Raw genomic sequence first — 19,294 nt, forward strand, 5'->3', positions numbered from 1 at the left:
CTGACGCGCAAACTGCTCGCGTGGGCAGCAATCAGGCGCTGAACGCCGGGGGGCCGCGAACGCGGGTCGCGTTGCCCTGCGTCCCTGTTATCGCCGCAGTGGTAAAAGCGATGACGGGCATGCTGCCGTAAGCGACGGCTGAAACGAAGACCTGTGTGGGCAGGACAAACGGCCCCGGCCCACCGGGCGGGGCCTTGCCCTCGCTGCGATCCGCGATAAACTGAAGATCCGCAACGGGAAAGGCACGGACCACATGCCGCGACAGCGTCGTATCGGACGTGCCGCTTTCCGGAACCGAGAAATTGCCGGCGCTCTGCTGTGCGGAGAAGCGCGACGAGAAGACTTGCGCCGAGGCAACGAACTGCATGGCAAGCGCGGCCGCCAGAATCCAGAGCACGGCAAAAAGCTTGCCTGCCCGGCTGCGATCCATCCTGTTGCCGTTCATGCCCATCAAGGACATCGTCCTTCCCGTTGGCGGCAGTTTTCACTGCAAATCGCCGGACCGCGCACCGATTCAGCGCGCAAGCGGGCCTAAAAACCACCAGACGTGGCCAAAGTCAAATCTTACCACCCGGTGCAGCGGTTGAACATCCTCGCTGCCGATATCCTCAAGCCGTGACACCTGCCGTTCGCGTCTGATGGATTTCGATCAACGACGGACCGCCGCGTTTGCGAGCCTCAACCAGCGCCGCGGCAAGATCGCCAGCCTTGGAAAGCCGCATGGCGGGCACGCCATAGGCCCCGGCGGCAAGCAGAAAATCGGGAGCCGACGGCTTGACGCCCTCCGGTGTGATCCCGGCCTCGACCATGTAGCTTTCGATCTCCTGATAGCCGTCATTGTTCCAGACGAGGAAAATCACATTGGCACCAGCATCCGCCGCCGAACCGAGTTCGGCCAGCGAAAACTGGATGCCGCCGTCACCGACGAGACAGATAACGGACTTTTCCGGATCAGCCACGGCAGCCCCGACCGACGCAGGCGGCGCATAACCGAGCGCGCCAAACCCGGTCGCCGAGTTGAACCAGGATTTTGCCCGCGGCGCATCGCAATAGAGATTGCCGGCATAGACGGCCTGCGTCGAATCGCCGACGATCGTACAATCCGGCAAGGCCTGATAGATGGCATCGATGACAGCGATCTCCGCGCGCATCTTTGCCGTCAGTTCGGCCAGCGCCGCCTTGCGGGTTGCCGCCGCCCGCTCCTTGCCCTTGACGGCGGGCTTCGCCGTCAGGAACACCAACATGCCGGCCGTCGCGGCCTTGGCGCCCGACAGGATCGATAGCGCCGCATGCGGCCCGCGCGCCAGCTGGGCCGCGTCGATATCGGTGCGGATCAGGTTGCCGAGGATGGGAAAGCCACCATCGGCATACATGTCGTAGTCGGTCTGACCCATCTCGGTACCGAGCGCGATCACCAGATCCGCGTCGGAAATCAGCGACCGCACGGCCTTCAGGCTCGGGCTCGCCGGCACCCGCAGCGGATGGCCGGCCAGCATGCCGCGCGCATTGACGGTCATGACTACCGGCGCGCCGATGCGCTCAGCCAGTTCCGTTATCTCGGCCTCCGCCGTAATCGCACCGCCGCCGCAGATGATGACAGGGCGCTGCGCATCGCCGCAGAGAATGGCTGCCTTCTGCAGGGTCTCGGCATCGGCCCGCGGCCGCGTGGCAGTCGCTTTGCGCAGTGCAGGTATCGCTATCTTGGCGCTCATCACGTCGGTCGGAATCTCGATGTGCACAGGACCGGGGCGGCCAGAGGTGAGGATCGCAAAGGCGCGCTCGACGACGGATGCGAGGTCGGCCGGATTGAGCAGCGTCTGCGAATAGAGCGCCAGTGTCTTGATCATGCCGTGCTGGTCCGGCAACTCATGCAGGAGGCCGCGACCGTGGCCGAGCGAATCCCGCCGGTTGACGCCGGAGATGACCAGCATCGGGATGGAATCCTGCCGCGCCTGCGCCATCGCCGTGATCGTGTTGGTGAGCCCCGGTCCGGTAATGACCAGTGCAACGCCCGGCTTGCCGCTCACGCGCGCATAGCCGTCTGCCATGAAGCCCGCACCCTGCTCATGGCGTGGCGACACATGCCGGATTTTCGAGGCGGCGAGGCCGCGATAGAGCTCGACAGTGTGCACGCCCGGAATGCCGAAGACCACTTCGACGCCATTGGCTTCGAGCAGATCGACAAGCACCTCGCCGACAGTCTTCATCGTTTCAGTCATGCGCGGCGCTCCTTGGGCGCGAGAAGCCTGATCGCCAGCTTTGTCATTCGCCCGCAGGCTTCATCGATCACAGCGTCCGGCACCGTCAGGCTGACGCGGATGAAATACGTTGCCTCCTTGCCGAAGGACGCTCCCGGCATGACCGCGACATGCTCCTCCTCGAGCAGCCTCCAGGCGAAGGCTTCGCCCGTCACGCCGGTCCCACGAACGTCGACAAGGATGAACATGCCGGCTTCGGGCGGCAGCGGCACGACCCCCGGCACGTTGGCAAGCCCCTGTACAATCCGGTCGGCCCGCGCCTTGTAGGAGGCGCGCATGGCCGCAGCCGTGCCGATCTCGTGGGTCAGCGCATAGGCCGTCATGTCGGCGATGAAGGGCTGCACGCCAAACAGCATGGTTTCGGACACCGGCAGCAGCCGGCTCGCGAATTCCACCGGCCCGATGGCCCAGCCGCTGCGGAAGCCGGGGGCTGCATGCGATTTGGAAATCGACGAGACGACGATCGTCCGTTCGGCAAGATCCGGATTATCGAAGGGCGAGGCAAACGTGCCACTGAGGATCAGTTCCTCATAGACTTCGTCGCAGACGATCCATAGGTCGTGCCTGCGGCAGACCTCGCCGATGGCGGCGATTTCCTCAGCCGTCAGCACCGCGCCTGTCGGATTGTGTGGCGTATTCAAGAGCAGCACCCGGCAGGCCGGCGTCACCGCCCTTTCGAGATCGGCTGCCTGCATGTGGAAACCATGCTCGGGCTTGAGCGGCACTGTCACGCGGTGCGCCCCGGTCGACTGGATGACGCCGTCATAGGTGGCATAGAGCGGATCGCCGACCAGCACGCCGTCACCGGCTTCAACGAGCCCGAGCATCACGGCAAACAGCGCCGTCTGTGTGCCCGGGAAGCACAGCACGTTTTCCGCCGTCACGTCCGCCCGGCGCTTGGCATAGCGCGCCGTCAGCGCGTTGACCACCGAGGGCTCGCCGCGGCCGTTGGAATAGCGGTAGCGCCCGGCGTTCATCGCCCGCTGCGCCTCGGCAAGCAGCGAAGCATCCGGCGGCACGTCGGGCTCGCCGATGGTCAGCTGAATGACATCGGTTCCGCTCGCCTGCATCTGTCGCGCGCGGATATGCAACGCCCATTTCTCCGAGCCGAGATCGGCCAGACGGTCGGTGATCGATGAGTAACGCATGGCTGTCTCCTGCCCTAAATCAAGCTGTTGTCGCGTCGCCGGCGCGTTCCAGCGCGGTGCCTGTCTCTTCGTTCCGACCGAGCGGCAGCCCGAGCAGCGCCTCGATCGACGACAACGCGATCGCCACCAGCTCCGCCTCCTCGAACAGCTCGCCCGCAAGGCATCCCTCCAGCCACAGCCCGTCTATCATGCCGTTGATGGCAATCGCATGGCGGCGACAAACGGCCTCACTGGCGGGCCGGCTCTCTGCCACGAGAAAATCGCGGATCAGCCCCTGCAGGTCGTTGCGAAAGCCGAGATAACCTTCGCGGTGGATCGCGGCGAGTTCAGGGTCCACCCGCACCTGGCTGATGAAGGAGGCCCAGAGCGACAGGCTGCGGCTGTCGGCGACCGGCGCGGTGAGATTAAGCGTGATGAACTCTCTCAGCCGCATTCTCGGATCGCCGGTGATGTCCGCCGCCTTGGCCGCGAATGTCGCCAGCATGAAACGATAAGCTTCGGCCACCATCTGATCCTTTGAATCAAAATAGTGCCGGACCAGGCCCGCCGTCACCCCGGCCCGGATGGCGATCGCGCGCACGGTCGCGCCTCTCAGGCCAAGCTCGGCCACCGTATCGAGTGTCGCCTGGATCAGTTCCTGCCGCCGCTCTCCCTCCGGCGCACGATGGAACGTCCGACGGTTCATGCGGCCCGCCTGAGAACCGGCCGCGTCAGGCAGGTCGGTCCACCCTCGCAGGCGATGCAGAGCGCGTCAGCCTCGAAGGTCTCCACCTTGCATCCGGCCGCTTCCATCGCCGCCTTGGTCTTGGGGAAGCCCGCGACCATGATCACCTCGTTCGGCCTGACCGGCAGCACGTTAAGGCTCAGCCCGTTGCTCGCATGGAATTCGTCGGCCGGCGCCTCGATCAGGGTGATGCCCCATTCCTTCAGCAGCTGGTAGAAGGATGCCGGCAAAAGCGGTGCGAAGACCAGCGCCAGATCGCGCGACAGCGGGCTCATCACCGACATCAGATGCAGGCAGGCTTCCTCGCCATGCCAGAGCGGCAGGTCGTAGCCAAGCACGGTGATACCGCGCGGCTCGAGTATTTCGGAGAGCTGTGCGATGCCCTCCTCATTGGTGCGCACGCCGCGGCCGACGATCAGCGTCTCGGCATCGAGCCAGATGCAGTCGCCGCCTTCGACCGTGCCGGGCTGCTCGATGCGGCCAAGGATCGGGATGCCGGCCTTCTTGTAGGCCGCCTCATGCAGCGCCGTTTCCTTCTCGCGCAGCGGCTTGCCCATGCGCAGAAGGATGGCGCCATGGTTAGACATCAGCGACGGATCATGGGTGAACATCGCGTCCGCAAGCCCGTCGCCGTGGTCTTCCAGCCAGAGGATTTCCGCACCGGACTTTTCCACCAGGCTTGCGAATTCCGCGTACTGCCGCACGGCCCTGTCGCCATCGAAAGTCGGACCATAGTGCCATTTCGCGGGATCGGCCGAGGCAAGGCTCGCACCCGGCCGGCGCATCAAAACACGCATCAGATTGGCCGACATTTCCTGCGAACCATAAGCGGTCATCGTCTACTCCTGTTTGAAATTTGATCATGTGGCGGGACTGCCAAAAAATGCAGCGTCGGCGTTATTATACGGTTGAATAATTTCCGCACAAGTGCCACGATGGCCTTCATGGAACAGCGTGACAGGCAAAAATGCCGCACGAAAAGAAAATCAGGGGAACTGTTTTCATGCATTCGAGACCGGCTCACTGCCTCATCGGGGCAGATTTTTCATGACGAAACCAGCCCAGGCGATTGCGGTTACAAACCTCCACAAACGTTTCGGGCCGCTCGAAGTGCTCAAGGGCGTTTCACTGACGGCAAATGAGGGCGATGTCATCGCCATCATCGGCGGCAGCGGTTCGGGCAAGTCGACTTTCCTGCGCTGCATCAACATGCTGGAACTACCGACATCCGGCTCGGTGACGATCCATGGCGAAACGATCGCCATGAAGAAGGACGGCCATGGCGGCCTGATGCCGTCGGACCGCAAACAGGTCCAGCGGCTGCGCACCCAGCTCGGCATGGTGTTCCAGAGCTTCAATCTCTGGCAGCACATGACCATCCTCCAGAACGTCATCGAAGTTCCGGTCCATGTGCTCGGCAAACCCAAGGACGAGGCGATCGCGACAGCCGAGGCACTGCTGCGCCGCGTCGGCCTGTTCGAGAAGCGCGACGCCTATCCCGCCTTCCTGTCCGGCGGCCAGCAGCAGCGCGCGGCGATCGCCCGTGCCTTGGCGATCCAACCGCTGGTCATGCTGTTCGACGAGCCGACCTCGGCGCTCGATCCGCAGCTCGTCGGCGAAGTGCTGACCGTCATCGGCGACCTGGCCAGGGAAAAGCGCACGATGATCCTCGTCACTCATGAGATGAAATTCGCGCGCAACGTCGCCAATCACATCGTCTTTCTGGCCGATGGCGTCATCGACGAACAGGGTTCGCCGGACGAGATCTTCGGCGCCCCGAAATCCGAACGCCTGAAAAAATTCATCAGCTCCATCCACTAAAACAAAAAAGGGAAACAGCATGAAGACGACGCTCAAGACCATCGCCAAGACCATCGCATTGTCGCTCGCTCTCGGCATCGCTGCCGCCGGTGCCGCTTCGGCCGAACCCGTCAAGGTCGGCTTTGCCGCCGAGCCCTATCCGCCCTTCACCTCGCCGGATGCCTCCGGCAACTGGGAAGGCTGGGAAGTGGAATTCCAGAAGGCCGTCTGTGCCGAGGCCAAGCTCGACTGCGTGATCACGCCCGTCGCCTGGGACGGCATCATTCCGGCGCTGACCTCGAAGAAGATCGACATGATCATCGGCTCGATGTCGATCACCGAGGAGCGTCTGAAGACGATCGATTTCTCCGACAAATATTACAACACCCCGACCGGCATCATCGGCCCGAAGGGCGAAGCCTTCGACGCCACGCCGGAGGGCCTGAAGGGCAAGACGATCGGCGTCCAAGTCTCGACCATCCACCAGGACTACGCCAACAAGTATTTCGGCGAGAACGGCGCGACGGTGAAGGAATACCAGACGCAGGACGAGGCCAACAACGACCTCGCCGCCGGACGCATCGATGCCGTGCAGGCCGATGCGATCGCGCTCGATGCCTTCCTGAAGAGCGACCAGGGCCAGGACTGCTGCGAGGCGAAAGGCAACGTCAAGGACGACCCGGTCATCCTCGGCGCCGGCGTCGGCATCGGCCTGCGCAAGGGTGAGGACGAGCTGAAGGCCAAGCTCAACGCCGCGATCAAGGCGATCCGCGAGAGCGGCACCTACGATACTTTCTCGAAGAAGTATTTCGACTTCAACATCTACGGCGGGTGATGGGGGATTTACCCCCCTCTGTCACTTCGTGACATCTCCCCCTCAAGGGGGGGAGATTGACCGCAACTATGGTGCCTCCCTGACATTGAAACCAGCGAGGGAAAAGAACGATCTCCCACCTTGAGGGGGAGATGTCACGAAGTGACAGAGGGGGGTATCCCGCGTCAGACGCGAAGAACCCTTGACGGAAGAGGATCCATGGCAGCCGATTCAATCATCAACTGGGGCCTGCTGGCGTTATCGCCGCCCGGCTGGGGCGGTGTGCTGCTGCGCGGCCTGTTGAATTCCATCCAGATCGCCATCGGCGGCTATGCCTTCGGCCTTCTGCTCGGCGTCGGCGGCGCGTTCGGGAAGCTCTATGGCGGCCCGATCCTGCGCGACCTGATGGAATGCTACACGACGATCGTGCGCGCCGTTCCCGAACTCGTTCTCATTCTCCTGCTCTATTATGCCGGGACCGACGCTCTCAACCAGTTGCTGGGCCTGATCGGCATCGGCACGGTCGATATCAGCGGCCTCGCTGCCGGCATCTTCGTCATCGGCGTCGTCCAGGGCGCCTATTCCACCGAAGTGCTGCGCGGCGCCATCAAGGCCGTGCCTGCCGGACAGATCGAGGCCGCCCGCGCCTATGGCATGTCGCCATTCAAGGTCATGACCCGCGTCACCCTGCCGGCCATGCTGCCCTATGCGATCCCCGGTCTTTCCAATCTCTGGCTGATCGCCACCAAGGACACCGCGCTGCTCGCCGTCGTCGGCTTCTCGGAGCTGACGCTCGTTACGCGTCAGGCGGCAGGCGCGACCAAGGCGTACATCCTGTTCTTCTGCGCCGCCGGCGCACTTTATCTGGCGCTGACGCTTGTCTCGAATGTCTTCATAAAAATCATAGAGCGTCATTCCCGGCGGGGCTTCGTGGAGCAATCATGACCGACACGACCACGCCCGACGTCACGACGCAGGCCATGGCGATCCTGCCGGAGGACCTGCCGACCGCCGGCAGCTTCTTCAAGCCGCACCGCATCGTGCTTCTCCTCATTGCCGCAGCCCTCGTCTTCTGCGTCGCCTGGTTCATGCGCTGGGACTGGCTGCCGCAATATCTGCCCCGGCTCGGCTATGGAATTATCGTCACCCTTGCCATGCTGTTCAGCACCTCGATCCTCGGCTTCCTGCTGGCCGTGCCGCTCGGGCTCGTGCAGGTGACCGGCCCCTGGCCGTTGAAGGCGCTGGCCAGCGGCTTCTGCACGATCGTCCGCGGCACGCCCCTGCTCCTGCAACTCTGGCTTCTCTATTATGGCCTCGGCTCGGTATTCCCGCAGTTTCCGGCGATCCGCCATTCCTTCCTCTGGCCGTACCTGCGGGAATCCTGGCCCTATGGCGTCGCCGCATTGACGATCTCGTTTGCCGCCTACGAGGGCGAAGTCATGCGCGGCGCCTTTGCCGGCGTGCCCGCCGGAGAGATCGAGGCTGCCCGCGCCTATGGCATGAGCCGCTGGACGCTGTTTCGCCGCATCTGGCTGCCGCGCGCCATCCACCGCGCCCTGCCGACACTGAACGGCGAGACCGTATTGCAGTTGAAAGCCACACCGCTCGTCGCTACCATCACGGTCATCGACGTCTATGCCGTTATCTCCAAGGTGCGGCAGGACACCTACATCACCTATGAACCGCTTCTGCTCCTGGCGTTGATCTACATGTGCCTCACCGGCATTCTCGTCGTCGCCTTCCGTACCCTTGAAAACCGCATACCAACCCGTGGTGCCTGACATGACCTTGAACGTGAACCTCGCCAACTCCATGCCGGAACTGGTTGCCATTCGCCATGATCTCCATGCCCATCCGGAACTGGGGCTGGAGGAAGTTCGCACGTCGAATTTCGTCGCGACCTGTCTCGAGGGTCTCGGTTATACGGTCACGCGCGGCCTCGCCAAGACCGGTCTCGTTGCCACGTTGAAGAATGGCACCAGCAGCCGCTCCATCGGCATCCGCGCCGATATGGATGCCCTGCCGATCTTCGAAGAAACCGGGCTCGACTATGCCTCGAAAACCCCGGGCCTCATGCATGCCTGCGGTCATGACGGGCACACGACTATGCTGCTCGGCGCCGCGCGTGCCATCGCCGAGCGCAAGAATTTCGACGGCACCGTGCATCTCATCTTCCAGCCGGCCGAGGAGAATTTCGGCGGCGCCAAGATCATGATGGACGACGGCCTGTTCGACAAATTCCCCTGCGACGCGGTTTTTGCGCTTCACAACGAACCCGGCCTGCCCTTCGGCCAGTTCGCCTTCCGCGAGGGCCCGGTCATGGCGGCCGTCGATGAGTGCAAGATCACCGTGCATGGCCGTGGCGGCCACGGCGCCGAACCGCAGGAAACCGCTGACCCGATCGTCTGCGGCGCCTCGATCGTCATGGCCTTGCAATCCGTCGTTTCCCGCAACATCCACCCGATGGACCCGACCGTCATCACCGTCGGCTCGTTCCATAGCGGCTCGGCCAGCAACATCATTCCCGAACGTGCCGAGATCGTCGTCGGCATCCGCTCCTTCGACCCGGAGGTCCGCGACGAACTCGAGCGCCGCATCCGCCTCATCGCTGAAAACCAGGCGGAAAGCTTCGGCATGACAGCGGCGGTCGATTATCAGCGCAGCTACGACGCCACAATCAATCACAAGGCAGAAACCGATTTCGTCCGCGATCTCGCCGTGCGCTTTGCCGGCGCGGAGAATGTCATCGATCTCGCCCGCCCCTACATGGGCAGCGAGGACTTCGCCTTCATGCTGCAGGAAAGACCGGGCACCTATTTCTTCCTCGGCTCGGCGACGACGGGCGATGCGAAACCGCTGCATCATCCCGCCTTCAATTTCAACGACGACCTGCTGCCGATCGGCGCGGCCTTCTGGACGGAACTGGCGGAAGCCTATCTGGCGCGTCCGTAGAACGAAAAAGGCCGCAGGAAGGGACATTCCTGCGGCAAGTCGGGACAGTCTTCAGGCAATGTTGGGATCGCGCTACAGCGCCGCGCGTCAAATATGACGCGCAAAGGACGCTGTAGCACTTTGAAACTGCTGCATAATTTTATCCTTAAATCGATTCCGATTTAAGGAATTATGCAGTAGGCGATCAATCGAAGAAGCGCACCGAGTGCAGCGCGGCAAAGCTGTAGCCGGTATCGCGACGCTTCATCACGGACGACTGGCGGTGATCGAGAACGAACTCACCGGTCGAGGTGGCGACGATCAGCACCGAATGGCTGCGGCCTGCCGGCGTCGTGACGCTTGCGACGCGCAGGGCGCCTGCCGGCAGGCCGGCACGGATCAACTGGCTGCGCTTCATCATCGCGTGATCGTCGCCGGCACCCGGCAGCGGATTGAAGGAAAGGAATTCGCGGCGCGCCCGGATGCCCGGCATGACGAGGTTGACGCTGCGGTTGACCGAAGCCAGCACCGTGCGCAGCTTGTTCGTATAGGCAACAACGTTGTGGCCCGAGGCACGGCAGTCATCGCCGTATTGCAGGCAGAAAAGCCGGTTGGAAAGTGTCGCCCGCTCGCTGAACTCGACATTGCGAACCGGCATGGAAGCGCTGATGGAGCGGGCGGCGGAGGAAATGCTCATGGCCTGCGACGGCGAAGCGGCCGTGGCGGCGATACCGATCGACATGGCGATCGCAATGGAGATTCGTTTCAACATAACCCTGTCCCTGGTTTTGTCCCGCTCGTCTGCGCCTGTCCGGACAGCGTCGGTTTCACGTGCCGGATTCATTCCGGGCGGCGGGGAGGCGCTTCATGCTGCGGAACCGTTTGGCCGGTTTCGTTCTCCGATGAGAAGACCATAGCCGTGACAGTTTGCGGGCCGCTTAAACCGATATCTACAATTTTACGCAATTCGCATTTTTAAGAAAATCCGATTCAAAACCCCCGACAAGTTGAAGAAAATGCGCACTGTGGTGATCGCCATGCGGCCGGATGCAACTATGCCACAGGCGAGAGATTGTCGCAGTGTGACACTATGGTTGCAGTGGTGTCATTGACCTTTCGCACCTCTGCCGCAGATTATGTCTCAAGGGTTCAGGCGCCGAACATATCCGCCACGGCCGGGGACAGGCCAGGGCGGACAGAGAGGCCAAGACGGCGACCACCCTCGAAAGGATTGTGCCGTGTTCGAGAGCTTTGACGCGACGTTGCTCGCCCGTATCCAGTTTGCCTTCACCGTATCGTTTCACATCATCTTCCCTGCCTTTTCCATCGGCCTTGCGAGTTATCTCGCCGTGCTCGAAGCGCTGTGGCTGTGGAAGAAGGATCAGGTCTACATGGACCTGTTCAATTTCTGGAAGACGATCTTCGCGGTCGCCTTCGGCATGGGGGTCGTCTCCGGCATCGTCATGTCCTATCAGTTCGGCACCAACTGGAGCGTCTTTTCCGACAAGGCAGGGCCGGTCATCGGGCCGTTGATGGGCTATGAGGTGCTGACGGCATTCTTCCTGGAAGCCGGGTTCTTGGGCGTGATGCTCTTTGGCCTTCACCGGGTCGGCCCGAAACTGCATTTCCTCGCAACGTTCATGGTCGCCTTCGGCACTCTGATCTCGGCCACCTGGATTCTTGCGGTGAACTCGTGGATGCAGACGCCCGCCGGCTTCGGCATGAACGAGGCGGGGCAATTCATCCCGCTCGACTGGTGGAAGGTCATCTTCAATCCATCCTTCCCCTACCGTCTCGTCCATATGGTGCTTGCCGCCTACCTGACCACCGCCTTCGTCGTCGGCGCGGTCGGAGCCTGGCACCTCTTGGAAAACACGGCACCCCGCCGCTCGCGCACCATGTTCTCGATGGCCATGTGGATGGCGACGATCGTCGCACCGATCCAGATTCTTGCCGGCGACGCGCATGGCCTCAACACGCTGGAACACCAGCCCGCCAAGATCATGGCGATGGAAGGCCATTACCAGAGCCATCCGGACGGAGCCCCTCTGATCCTGTTCGGCCTGCCCAATTCGGCGGAAAAGCGGGTCGACTACGCGATCGAAATCCCGAAGCTCTCCAGCCTGATCCTGAAACACGACCTGAATGCGCCGCTCACAGGCCTCGACACCATCCCGGACAACCTCCACCCGCCTGTCGGCACGATCTTCTGGTCCTTCCGCGTCATGGTCGCCATCGGTTTTGCCATGCTCGGCATCGGCCTCTGGAGCCTCTGGTGTCGGTACAAAGGCACGCTCGACAGCAGCGACTGGCTGCACCGCGCCGCCGTACTGATGGGCCCCGCCGGCTTCGTCGCGGTGCTTGCCGGCTGGATCACCACCGAGGTCGGCCGCCAGCCCTATACGGTCTACGGCCAGCTCCTGACGGCCAATTCGATCTCGCCGATCGCGGCACCCGCCGTCGCCGCCTCGCTGATCGCCTTCATCATTGTCTATTTCCTCGTCTTCGGCGCCGGCACCTTCTACATCCTGCGGCTGATGAAGCGCTTGCCGCGCGATCCGATGCCCGACTTGGACGAAGGACCGATCAGAACCTCGGGCATCATGCCCGGCCCCGCTGCCGGTGCACATGCCGGACACACCCATGGGAGCGCACATCATGGCCATTGATCTTCCCTTCATCTGGGCCGCCATCATCGCCTTTGCGGTGCTCGCCTATGTCATCCTCGACGGCTTCGATCTCGGCATCGGCATCCTCTTCCCGTTCTTTCCGGAAAAGCGCGACCGCGACGTGATGATGAATTCCGTCGCCCCCGTCTGGGACGGCAATGAAACCTGGCTGGTGCTCGGCGGCGGCGGTCTGCTCGCGGTCTTTCCGCTGGCCTATTCGATCATCCTGCCGGCCCTCTACGCACCGATCATCGCCATGCTGCTTGGCCTGATCTTCCGTGGCGTCGCCTTCGAATATCGCTGGCGCACCAAACGCGGCGAGTTCCTGTGGAACTGGGCCTTTGCCGGAGGCTCGGCGCTCGCCGCCTTTTCCCAAGGCGTCGCGCTCGGCGCTCTGGTTCAGGGCATTCCGGTCGTCAACCGCGCCTATGCCGGCAGTTGGTGGGACTGGCTGACACCGTTCTCCATCGCCACCGGCTTTGCGATCCTGATCGGTTACGCGCTGCTCGGCTCGACCTGGCTGATCATGAAGACCACCGGCGAGCTTGCCGAAAAGGCCCGCAAGATTGCCTTGCAAACCTGCTTTGCCACCATCGCCGCCATGGGTATCGTCAGCCTGTGGACGCCGTTCCTCAAACCCCAATATCTGGAGCGCTGGTTCGGCTGGCCGACCGCCATCTTCAGCGTCATCGTGCCAGTTCTGGTTCTCGGCTGCTTCGCGCTGCTTGTGACGGGCATCCGCGGCAAGCGTGACGCACAGCCCTTCCTCGCGGCGCTCGGCCTGTTCGTGCTCGGTTATGCCGGCATCGGCATCAGCTTCTATCCCTTCATGGTGCCGCCGTCGGTTACCATCTGGGATGCGGCAGCGCCCGATTCGAGCCTTTCCTTCCTGCTCGTCGGCGCCCTCGTGCTCGTGCCGATCATCCTGATCTACACCGTCTATGCCTATTGGGTCTTCCGCGGAAAGGTCGATCCCGAGGAGGGGTACCACTGATGACCGAGAACAGCCTGCCAAAAAAACTTCTCTGGTTCGCCGGCCTCTGGCTCCTGGGCGTCGCCACTGTCACCATTGTCGGCTTTGCCATCAAACTCTCGCTCGGCGCCTAATGCCCGTCGTCCAAAAGTGTGCAGCGGTTTTGGGCGACGTGCGTAAAAACACATCCCGTGCGCGATGCGCCTAGCACGCCGGGCGACGCCAAATGCAAAGCCTCGCTCAAGTTTCCTGCGCTACCTCTAAGTCACACGTCAGCAGGCAATGGCTTCCAGCGGGAGACAGGACCGCACCCTCCTCCGCGCAGATGCTGCTTGCCTGCTGATGTGACCATTTTCCGGATTGGCCGCTCGCGGTGGCCGTTCGGCAAGGACCGCGACAGGCACGAGGCACGCCATGACCAAACTCTCGATCTGCATTCCCGTGGAAACCGGCGAGCAGGATGCCCTGCCACTGGTAACCGCAATTCTGGAAAACCGAAACGCGGATCTTGAGATCGTCCTGGCAAAACCATCGGACATCTCGCTCTCCGACGCGCTTCTCAGCGCCGCGTCCAACGATGGGCGCGTCAGGATCACCGATACAGGTCAGGGCACGACCCGCCAGTTCCTGTGGCACCGCGCGGTCTCCGCCGCGGCGGGCGACTGGGTGACGCTGGTCAATCCCGGCGATATACTCGAAAGCGACCTGTCGATCATGGTCGCATTTCTCGAAACCAGCTCGCCCGGCGTCGATGCCCTTGCCTGGAACGCGTTCCAGATCGACCGTAATGCGGAGCCAGGCAAGGCGAGTTCGGTCGCGATCCCGGCGAGCTCTCATATCCAGACACTCGACAAGAACGCGATGCTGAAGGCCTTCTTCTACTGGGAAGACAGCCTCAGCTGCCCGAAGATGCCGTTCGGCCTCTATCACGCCGCCATTCGCCGCTCGCTGGTCGACACGCTGCTGCAATTGCCAGAGCCGCGGGACTGGTCGACGCCGGTGCCGCAATATGAGTGGGCCGCAAAGGTGCTCCTGTTTGCAAACGAGCTTGCCTTCTTCCCGCGCCCCATGTCTGTGATCAGCGTAACGCCCTTCGTGGCTCAGCCATCCCTGCAGCCTTGGAACTTCCCCTTCCATTCGGGCCTGGGCCTTGCCGGCGCCGTGGCCGAAGTGCAGTTCCATGTGCTTCGCGAACTCGGCAACGCCTGGGCCGGCGGCAACGAGGCCTTCGTGCGCGCAATGATGATCGATTGCATGATGGAAACCACGCGCGAAGCCTATGTCAGCAAGGGCAATACGTATTTCGCTGCTCTTGGCCAATTCGAAAGCGGCCGTCTCGCGCCCTTGTTCCGTCCGGAATTTCACGAGGTTCGCCCCAAGGATATGCGTCGCGGCCTGCATGGCAACGCCGTTTTGATCGACCGTTTTATCGGCGGCGCACGAACCCCGCAGGAATTCTACCAGGTTGCCAAGTCCCTCATCACACCGATTGCTGTCCTGTGTCGCCCTCAAATAGGCTGAAATACGGGATGACGGCAGCGCAGCTCAGCGGATGCAAGCGTGAAGGCGTTTTTGAATGTTGAAGAAAATCGCAGTCACCGGTGCGACGGGCTTTATCGGAAAGCATGTTCTCAAGGCGCTGAGTGAGCGGCCCGTCGAAGTCGTCGCGCTTTCGCGACAGGTCAGCGATCTGCCGCAGTTTCCTCTCGTCTCTTGGCGCAGCATCGATATGGCCGCGCCGCCCGCCGATCCTCATGAAGCCATGGGCTGCCCGGATATCCTCATCCACCTTGCCTGGGACGGGCTGCCGAACTACCGCTCGCTCCACCACTTCGAGGCGGAGCTGCCTCGGCAATATGCCTTCCTGAAACGAGCCGTCGAATGCGGCCTGCCTTCCCTTTTTTGCGCAGGCACCTGCTTCGAATACGGCATGCAGACCGGTGCGCTCGAGGAGAGCCGTTCCTGCACACCCGACAATCCCTACGGCTTTGCCAAGCACGCCCTGCAACAGCAACTGAGTTTCCTTGAGCGGTCCATGCCGTTTTCCTTCACATGGGCGCGCCTGTTCTACACTTACGGCCCCGGCCAGGGAGCGCGCTCGCTGTGGACGCAATTCCATGAGGCATACCGCAACGGCCACTCGAGCTTCGACATGTCGGGCGGCAAGCAGGTTCGCGATTTTCTGGCCGTCGAAAAGCTGGCTGGCCGCATCGCAGATCTTGCCCTCGGACCGGGAGGACACGGCGTCGTCAACCTCTGCTCGGGGGTCCCCGTCACCGTCCTCGATCTCGTTCGGGAATGGGCGGCGGAACTCGGTTGGGCCGTCCGGCTCAATCTCGGTCACTACCCTTATCCCGATTATGAACCGATGGAATTCTGGGGTGACGACACCCTGCTCAGAAAGGCGCTCATCGCATCATGACACGTTACCGCGATCTCTATTCTGTCGAAGATCTGCCAATCTTCCAAAATCGTATGTACGCCTCGGAGCAGGAAGCCATTCATTGCCCCAAGGGAAACATGCGGCTTGCCGAAGACCTCGAAACAGGGTTGCTCTACAACCTGCATTTCGAGCCAGACCAGATGGTCTATGACGAGCATTATCAAAACGATCAGTCGAGCAGCTCGATTTTTCTGTCTCACCTCGATGAGGTCGCCGGGATTATCGGCCGGACGATGCCATCGGAGCTTATGTTGGAGATCGGCTGCGGCAAAGGCAGGTTCATGGACCTTCTGCTTGACCGGGGTTTCAACATCGTGGGCGTCGATCCGACCTATGAGGGCGAAAGCGCCCGGGTGATAAGGTCCTATTTCACAAAGGAACTCAATCTGCGCGGCGACGGGATCATTCTGCGTCACGTGCTTGAGCACATCCAAAACCCGTTCGATTTTCTCTGCATGGTCCGCGATGCCAATGGGGGAAGCGGCAGGATCTATATCGAAGTTCCCTGTTTCGACTGGATATGCAGCCACAATGCATGGTTCGACATCTTCTATGAACACGTGAACTATTTTCGGGAGGCCGACTTCCAAAGGATGTTCGGCACGGTCTACGAGTCCGGAAAAGTATTTTCGGGACAATATATCTACGTTGTCGCCGAGCTATCCAGCCTTCAGCGCCCCGTCTATGACCCACGGCACGCGGCGCAATGCACCGCCAGTTTCTTCAGTCAGCAGCCGGAACTTCCTGCTGCGGCAAGCCAGCATCAACGGCGCATCGTGTGGGGCGCGGCCTCCAAGGGCGTCATATTTTCGCTGATGTCGAAACGGCGAGGCCAGGCGGTCGACACGATCATCGACATCAGCCCGGCCAAGCAGGGCCGGTATATCCCCGCGACCGGGCTGCGGGTGCATGCCCCGGACGCGGTTCTTCCCACCATCCCGGATGGCAGCATTGTTCACGTCATGAACTCCAATTACATGGACGAGATCAAGGCGATGTCACAAAATCGCTTCGTGTACAAAGGCATCGACAATGTCCTTTCGTGAAGCCCTTGCAGAAGAAAGCTTACCCATGGATATCTCAACTGCTGCGAAAACATTTCTGACGGCATCGATCGCGCCAAAATACTCCTATAATTTCTCCTGGCTTGGCCGGCCGATCATCCAGTACCCGCAGGATATTGTTGCCATGCAGCAGATCATCTGGGAAACGCAGCCTGATCTCATCATCGAAACAGGCATCGCGCATGGCGGGTCGCTCATCTTTTCCGCTTCGATGCTGGAGCTCAATGCGGCTTGCGGCGGCAATCCGGAGGCGAGCGTTCTCGGTATCGACATCGATATTCGCGCCCACAACCGGACTGCAATCGAAGCCCATCCGCTTTACCGCCGCATTTCGATGATCGAAGGCTCGTCCATCGATCCCGTCGTGATCGCCCAGGTGCGCGCCGCCGCCGAAGGCAAGAAATCGGTGCTCGTTTGCCTCGATTCCAACCACACGCACGATCACGTGCTCGCCGAACTGGAGGCCTATGCGGATCTGGTGACGGTGTCCAATTATTGCGTCGTCTTCGATACGGTTATCGAAGACCTGCCATCCGAAAGCTATCCGGATCGGCCCTGGGACAAGGGAGCCAACCCGAAGACTGCAGTTCATCAGTGGCTGAAATCCCATCCGGAATTCGTCATCGACAAGGACATTGATGAAAAGCTGCTGATCTCCGTCGCCCCCGACGGCTATCTGAAACGCGTCAGCTGACACGAAAAGGCGGGCGATCCCTGATCGCCCGCCTTTTTTCCTGTCATGCCGCGTCCGCATCGAACGCGGCAGCGCTACTCACGCGCTCTTTCTTTCGTTTTCTTTGACCAATTTTTCTACCTGTTCGAGCGGCACGATGATCTGCTTGACGATCTGGAAAAGCTCGCTCGGCGTGCCGACGCCTGCGATGTCCTCATCGAGATAGAGGATCTTGTCAACCATACCGAAATAAAGGACGTCGGTTGGCGTCTGGTACCGTGGCTGGAAAGCCGACAGATGCGCGCCGCCATCCCAAGCCTCGACCGCTGCACGGTAACCAGCAACAAAGAGGTCGAAATTTTCTTTGCCGCTGCTGCTCGAGCAACTCAAGGCACAGGCACGGGCGAAATTCTCCTGCCATCCGGCCGGCGCCTTGTAGCCGTATGTGTATTTGAACCATTGCTGGCACATGCCGATTGCTGCGGTATTCCCGAGAAACACCGGGAACGGGAAATCCTTCATATAGGCATCGTTATCGATATTCCGGCCGATCTCCGACATGAACTGCGCGTGCATCTCCGTCATCCGGCTGGCGGTATGGACCCGCCCGGAATTGCTCGCGGCACAGACGCCCATGACCGAAAACGGGCGCTCGACGTGGACGAAGGTGGTGGCAGTGACGAGAAGCTTGCAGGTATTTTCGAAATCGACGACCGGATGCTCGAAATAGCGGCCGTTGAATTTGGTACGGATCTTCTCCATCGTCTTGCGGGAGACGGCGCCGTGATAGACGGAAAAGAGGCAGTTCGGCTTGGAAGCGGCATGCGACCAATGGAAGAAACTGCCATAGAGGGCGTTGCGTGGAACCTGGTGATAAAAGGCGCCCATAGGTACGGCGATCACGCATTTGCGCGGACGGAAATCCGGCCAGTTGTAAGTCAGACGCGACCAGGCGATCGCTTCGACGGTCGGCACGTCAGCCTGAATCTTTTCGATGAGATCGACGACATCGGGATCGACGTAGTCGTCGTCGCCGATAACGCAGATGAACTCGCCCGTCGCCACCTCCATGCAGCGCTCCCAGTTGCCGACCATCGGCAGAACCTGTTCGGCCGGCGGCAGGAACTTGACGCGCGGATCGCCTTCGATTTCCGCCATGAACGCGCGCATGATCGAAGGATCGTCCGAATTGTCCGCGAAGACATACTCGATATCCGTCCTGAGGTTCATCAGCAGGCTTCTGATGGTTTCCTGGAAATAGCGCTGGCGGTTCCGTGAGGGCACACAAATCGTCAGTTTCGGCTGGGCGAACATGAAATATCTCCGTTTGTCGAACACTAGCGGTGAGGGCTTTCGCGAACCTTGCCCGCGACCCTTTGAACCTGCCTCGGGTTTTCGGCTTTTCAGGAGCAGGATCGCTTGATAAGCAGCGTTGGATTGGGTCTTGCTGTGCAGCAAGCCGCCCGTGAGACATGACACCCGGAGACCCGCATGCAGAAAAATCCGGCAGACTGCGCCTCGATGGCGGATATCCGCGCCGAGATCGACCGGCTGGACAAAGCGCTGATGGCACTGTTTGCGGAACGCTGGGCCTATATCGATCGCGCCGCCGAGATCAAGAAACCGGCCGGACTGAAGGCCGACATCCCGGCTCGCGTGAATGAGGTTCGGCGCAACGCACGAAAAAACGCCGAGAAGGCCGGGCTCGATGCCGACTTCTACGAGGATATCTGGACGCGGCTCATCCAGCATTCGATCGAGCACGAGCAGGTCGTGCTCGGCGAAATCGAAAAATGA

19 protein-coding genes are annotated in these 19,294 nt (G+C 61.4%); 12 read left to right on the plus strand and 7 right to left on the minus strand.

Going from position 1 to position 19,294, the window contains the following annotated elements; all coding sequences use genetic code 11:
- Positions 1-31 precede the first annotated feature (31 nt).
- The 5 genes from ACSQ3F_RS03210 to ACSQ3F_RS03230 form a co-directional block, all read right to left on the minus strand.
- Entirely contained in the window at positions 32-460 is a 429-nt protein-coding gene (locus ACSQ3F_RS03210) for a hypothetical protein (RefSeq protein WP_436098892.1), read from the minus strand.
- 148 nt (positions 461-608) lie between these two features.
- Positions 609-2,219, minus strand: a complete 1,611-nt coding sequence (locus tag ACSQ3F_RS03215; RefSeq protein ID WP_436098893.1) for a 5-guanidino-2-oxopentanoate decarboxylase — start codon at positions 2,217-2,219, stop codon at positions 609-611.
- On the minus strand, positions 2,216-3,406 hold the full coding sequence (locus ACSQ3F_RS03220) for a pyridoxal phosphate-dependent aminotransferase (RefSeq protein ID WP_436098894.1): 1,191 nt from the start codon (positions 3,404-3,406) through the stop codon (positions 2,216-2,218). The genes ACSQ3F_RS03215 and ACSQ3F_RS03220 overlap by 4 nt, the downstream gene beginning before the upstream one ends.
- 19 nt (positions 3,407-3,425) lie before the next feature.
- Positions 3,426-4,091, minus strand: a complete 666-nt coding sequence (locus tag ACSQ3F_RS03225; RefSeq protein WP_436098895.1) for a TetR family transcriptional regulator C-terminal domain-containing protein — start codon at positions 4,089-4,091, stop codon at positions 3,426-3,428.
- Positions 4,088-4,966, minus strand: a complete 879-nt coding sequence (locus ACSQ3F_RS03230; protein ID WP_436098896.1) for a dimethylarginine dimethylaminohydrolase family protein — start codon at positions 4,964-4,966, stop codon at positions 4,088-4,090. Before ACSQ3F_RS03230 ends, ACSQ3F_RS03225 begins: the two co-directional genes overlap by 4 nt.
- Positions 4,967-5,177: 211 nt before the next feature.
- Here ACSQ3F_RS03230 and ACSQ3F_RS03235 point away from each other — a divergent pair, with 211 nt between their 5' ends.
- From ACSQ3F_RS03235 to ACSQ3F_RS03255, 5 genes are all read left to right on the plus strand, one after another.
- Positions 5,178-5,951 carry an ABC transporter ATP-binding protein gene (locus ACSQ3F_RS03235; RefSeq protein ID WP_436098897.1) on the plus strand — a complete coding sequence of 258 codons (774 nt, stop codon included), beginning with the start codon at positions 5,178-5,180 and terminating at the stop codon, positions 5,949-5,951.
- Between the two features lie 19 nt (positions 5,952-5,970).
- Positions 5,971-6,765 (plus strand): transporter substrate-binding domain-containing protein, encoded by a 795-nt coding sequence (locus ACSQ3F_RS03240; protein WP_436098898.1) that lies wholly within the window; start codon positions 5,971-5,973, stop codon positions 6,763-6,765.
- 198 nt (positions 6,766-6,963) lie between these two features.
- Positions 6,964-7,689 (plus strand): ABC transporter permease, encoded by a 726-nt coding sequence (locus tag ACSQ3F_RS03245; protein ID WP_436098899.1) that lies wholly within the window; start codon positions 6,964-6,966, stop codon positions 7,687-7,689.
- Positions 7,686-8,525 carry an ABC transporter permease gene (locus ACSQ3F_RS03250; protein WP_436098900.1) on the plus strand — a complete coding sequence of 280 codons (840 nt, stop codon included), beginning with the start codon at positions 7,686-7,688 and terminating at the stop codon, positions 8,523-8,525. The genes ACSQ3F_RS03245 and ACSQ3F_RS03250 overlap by 4 nt, the downstream gene beginning before the upstream one ends.
- 1 nt (position 8,526) lies before the next feature.
- Positions 8,527-9,696 (plus strand): M20 aminoacylase family protein, encoded by a 1,170-nt coding sequence (locus tag ACSQ3F_RS03255; protein ID WP_436098901.1) that lies wholly within the window; start codon positions 8,527-8,529, stop codon positions 9,694-9,696.
- 184 nt (positions 9,697-9,880) lie between these two features.
- Here ACSQ3F_RS03255 and ACSQ3F_RS03260 read toward each other — a convergent pair whose 3' ends face one another.
- Complete coding sequence (locus ACSQ3F_RS03260; RefSeq protein WP_436098902.1) at positions 9,881-10,447, minus strand: transglutaminase-like cysteine peptidase; 567 nt, start codon at positions 10,445-10,447, stop codon at positions 9,881-9,883.
- A 466-nt stretch (positions 10,448-10,913) separates the two neighbouring features.
- Here ACSQ3F_RS03260 and ACSQ3F_RS03265 point away from each other — a divergent pair, with 466 nt between their 5' ends.
- The 6 genes from ACSQ3F_RS03265 to ACSQ3F_RS03290 all read left to right on the plus strand — a co-directional run bounded on the left by ACSQ3F_RS03265 (position 10,914) and on the right by ACSQ3F_RS03290 (position 17,518).
- On the plus strand, positions 10,914-12,344 hold the full coding sequence (locus ACSQ3F_RS03265; RefSeq protein ID WP_436098903.1) for a cytochrome ubiquinol oxidase subunit I: 1,431 nt from the start codon (positions 10,914-10,916) through the stop codon (positions 12,342-12,344).
- Positions 12,334-13,338: a cytochrome d ubiquinol oxidase subunit II gene (gene cydB, locus ACSQ3F_RS03270; protein ID WP_436098904.1), complete on the plus strand. Its 1,005-nt coding sequence runs from the start codon at positions 12,334-12,336 to the stop codon at positions 13,336-13,338. Before ACSQ3F_RS03265 ends, cydB begins: the two co-directional genes overlap by 11 nt.
- Before the next feature lie 393 nt (positions 13,339-13,731).
- Positions 13,732-14,838: a hypothetical protein gene (locus ACSQ3F_RS03275; protein WP_436098905.1), complete on the plus strand. Its 1,107-nt coding sequence runs from the start codon at positions 13,732-13,734 to the stop codon at positions 14,836-14,838.
- Positions 14,839-14,893: 55 nt separating this feature from the next.
- Complete coding sequence (locus tag ACSQ3F_RS03280; RefSeq protein ID WP_436098906.1) at positions 14,894-15,739, plus strand: NAD-dependent epimerase/dehydratase family protein; 846 nt, start codon at positions 14,894-14,896, stop codon at positions 15,737-15,739.
- Positions 15,736-16,806 (plus strand): class I SAM-dependent methyltransferase, encoded by a 1,071-nt coding sequence (locus ACSQ3F_RS03285; protein ID WP_436098907.1) that lies wholly within the window; start codon positions 15,736-15,738, stop codon positions 16,804-16,806. The genes ACSQ3F_RS03280 and ACSQ3F_RS03285 overlap by 4 nt, the downstream gene beginning before the upstream one ends.
- Before the next feature lie 25 nt (positions 16,807-16,831).
- Positions 16,832-17,518: a cephalosporin hydroxylase family protein gene (locus tag ACSQ3F_RS03290; protein WP_436098908.1), complete on the plus strand. Its 687-nt coding sequence runs from the start codon at positions 16,832-16,834 to the stop codon at positions 17,516-17,518.
- A gap of 78 nt (positions 17,519-17,596) precedes the next feature.
- Here ACSQ3F_RS03290 and ACSQ3F_RS03295 read toward each other — a convergent pair whose 3' ends face one another.
- The gene (locus ACSQ3F_RS03295; protein ID WP_436098909.1) at positions 17,597-18,811 is read right to left on the minus strand and encodes a glycosyltransferase family 2 protein; all 1,215 of its coding nucleotides are present in this window, start codon (positions 18,809-18,811) and stop codon (positions 17,597-17,599) included.
- 177 nt (positions 18,812-18,988) lie between these two features.
- On the opposite strand from ACSQ3F_RS03295, the gene ACSQ3F_RS03300 reads away from it, so the two are divergent.
- Entirely contained in the window at positions 18,989-19,294 is a 306-nt protein-coding gene (locus tag ACSQ3F_RS03300; RefSeq protein ID WP_436098910.1) for a chorismate mutase family protein, read from the plus strand.

The sequence above is a fragment of the Pararhizobium sp. LjRoot238 genome, assembly GCF_964252955.1.
Classification (GTDB): Bacteria; Pseudomonadota; Alphaproteobacteria; order Rhizobiales; family Rhizobiaceae; genus Pararhizobium.

Coding starts and splice junctions, on each gene's coding strand:
- ACSQ3F_RS03300 (WP_436098910.1), top strand. CDS start 18,989: ATGCAGAAAAATCCGGCAGACTGCGCCTCGATGGCGGATATCCGCGCC.
- ACSQ3F_RS03250 (WP_436098900.1), top strand. CDS start 7,686: ATGACCGACACGACCACGCCCGACGTCACGACGCAGGCCATGGCGATC.
- ACSQ3F_RS03225 (WP_436098895.1), bottom strand. CDS start 4,091: ATGAACCGTCGGACGTTCCATCGTGCGCCGGAGGGAGAGCGGCGGCAG.
- ACSQ3F_RS03215 (WP_436098893.1), bottom strand. CDS start 2,219: ATGACTGAAACGATGAAGACTGTCGGCGAGGTGCTTGTCGATCTGCTC.
- ACSQ3F_RS03240 (WP_436098898.1), top strand. CDS start 5,971: ATGAAGACGACGCTCAAGACCATCGCCAAGACCATCGCATTGTCGCTC.
- ACSQ3F_RS03230 (WP_436098896.1), bottom strand. CDS start 4,966: ATGACCGCTTATGGTTCGCAGGAAATGTCGGCCAATCTGATGCGTGTT.
- ACSQ3F_RS03280 (WP_436098906.1), top strand. CDS start 14,894: ATGTTGAAGAAAATCGCAGTCACCGGTGCGACGGGCTTTATCGGAAAG.
- ACSQ3F_RS03220 (WP_436098894.1), bottom strand. CDS start 3,406: ATGCGTTACTCATCGATCACCGACCGTCTGGCCGATCTCGGCTCGGAG.
- ACSQ3F_RS03235 (WP_436098897.1), top strand. CDS start 5,178: ATGACGAAACCAGCCCAGGCGATTGCGGTTACAAACCTCCACAAACGT.
- ACSQ3F_RS03275 (WP_436098905.1), top strand. CDS start 13,732: ATGACCAAACTCTCGATCTGCATTCCCGTGGAAACCGGCGAGCAGGAT.
- ACSQ3F_RS03290 (WP_436098908.1), top strand. CDS start 16,832: ATGGATATCTCAACTGCTGCGAAAACATTTCTGACGGCATCGATCGCG.
- ACSQ3F_RS03255 (WP_436098901.1), top strand. CDS start 8,527: ATGACCTTGAACGTGAACCTCGCCAACTCCATGCCGGAACTGGTTGCC.
- ACSQ3F_RS03260 (WP_436098902.1), bottom strand. CDS start 10,447: ATGTTGAAACGAATCTCCATTGCGATCGCCATGTCGATCGGTATCGCC.
- ACSQ3F_RS03210 (WP_436098892.1), bottom strand. CDS start 460: ATGTCCTTGATGGGCATGAACGGCAACAGGATGGATCGCAGCCGGGCA.
- ACSQ3F_RS03295 (WP_436098909.1), bottom strand. CDS start 18,811: ATGTTCGCCCAGCCGAAACTGACGATTTGTGTGCCCTCACGGAACCGC.
- ACSQ3F_RS03245 (WP_436098899.1), top strand. CDS start 6,964: ATGGCAGCCGATTCAATCATCAACTGGGGCCTGCTGGCGTTATCGCCG.
- ACSQ3F_RS03285 (WP_436098907.1), top strand. CDS start 15,736: ATGACACGTTACCGCGATCTCTATTCTGTCGAAGATCTGCCAATCTTC.
- cydB (WP_436098904.1), top strand. CDS start 12,334: ATGGCCATTGATCTTCCCTTCATCTGGGCCGCCATCATCGCCTTTGCG.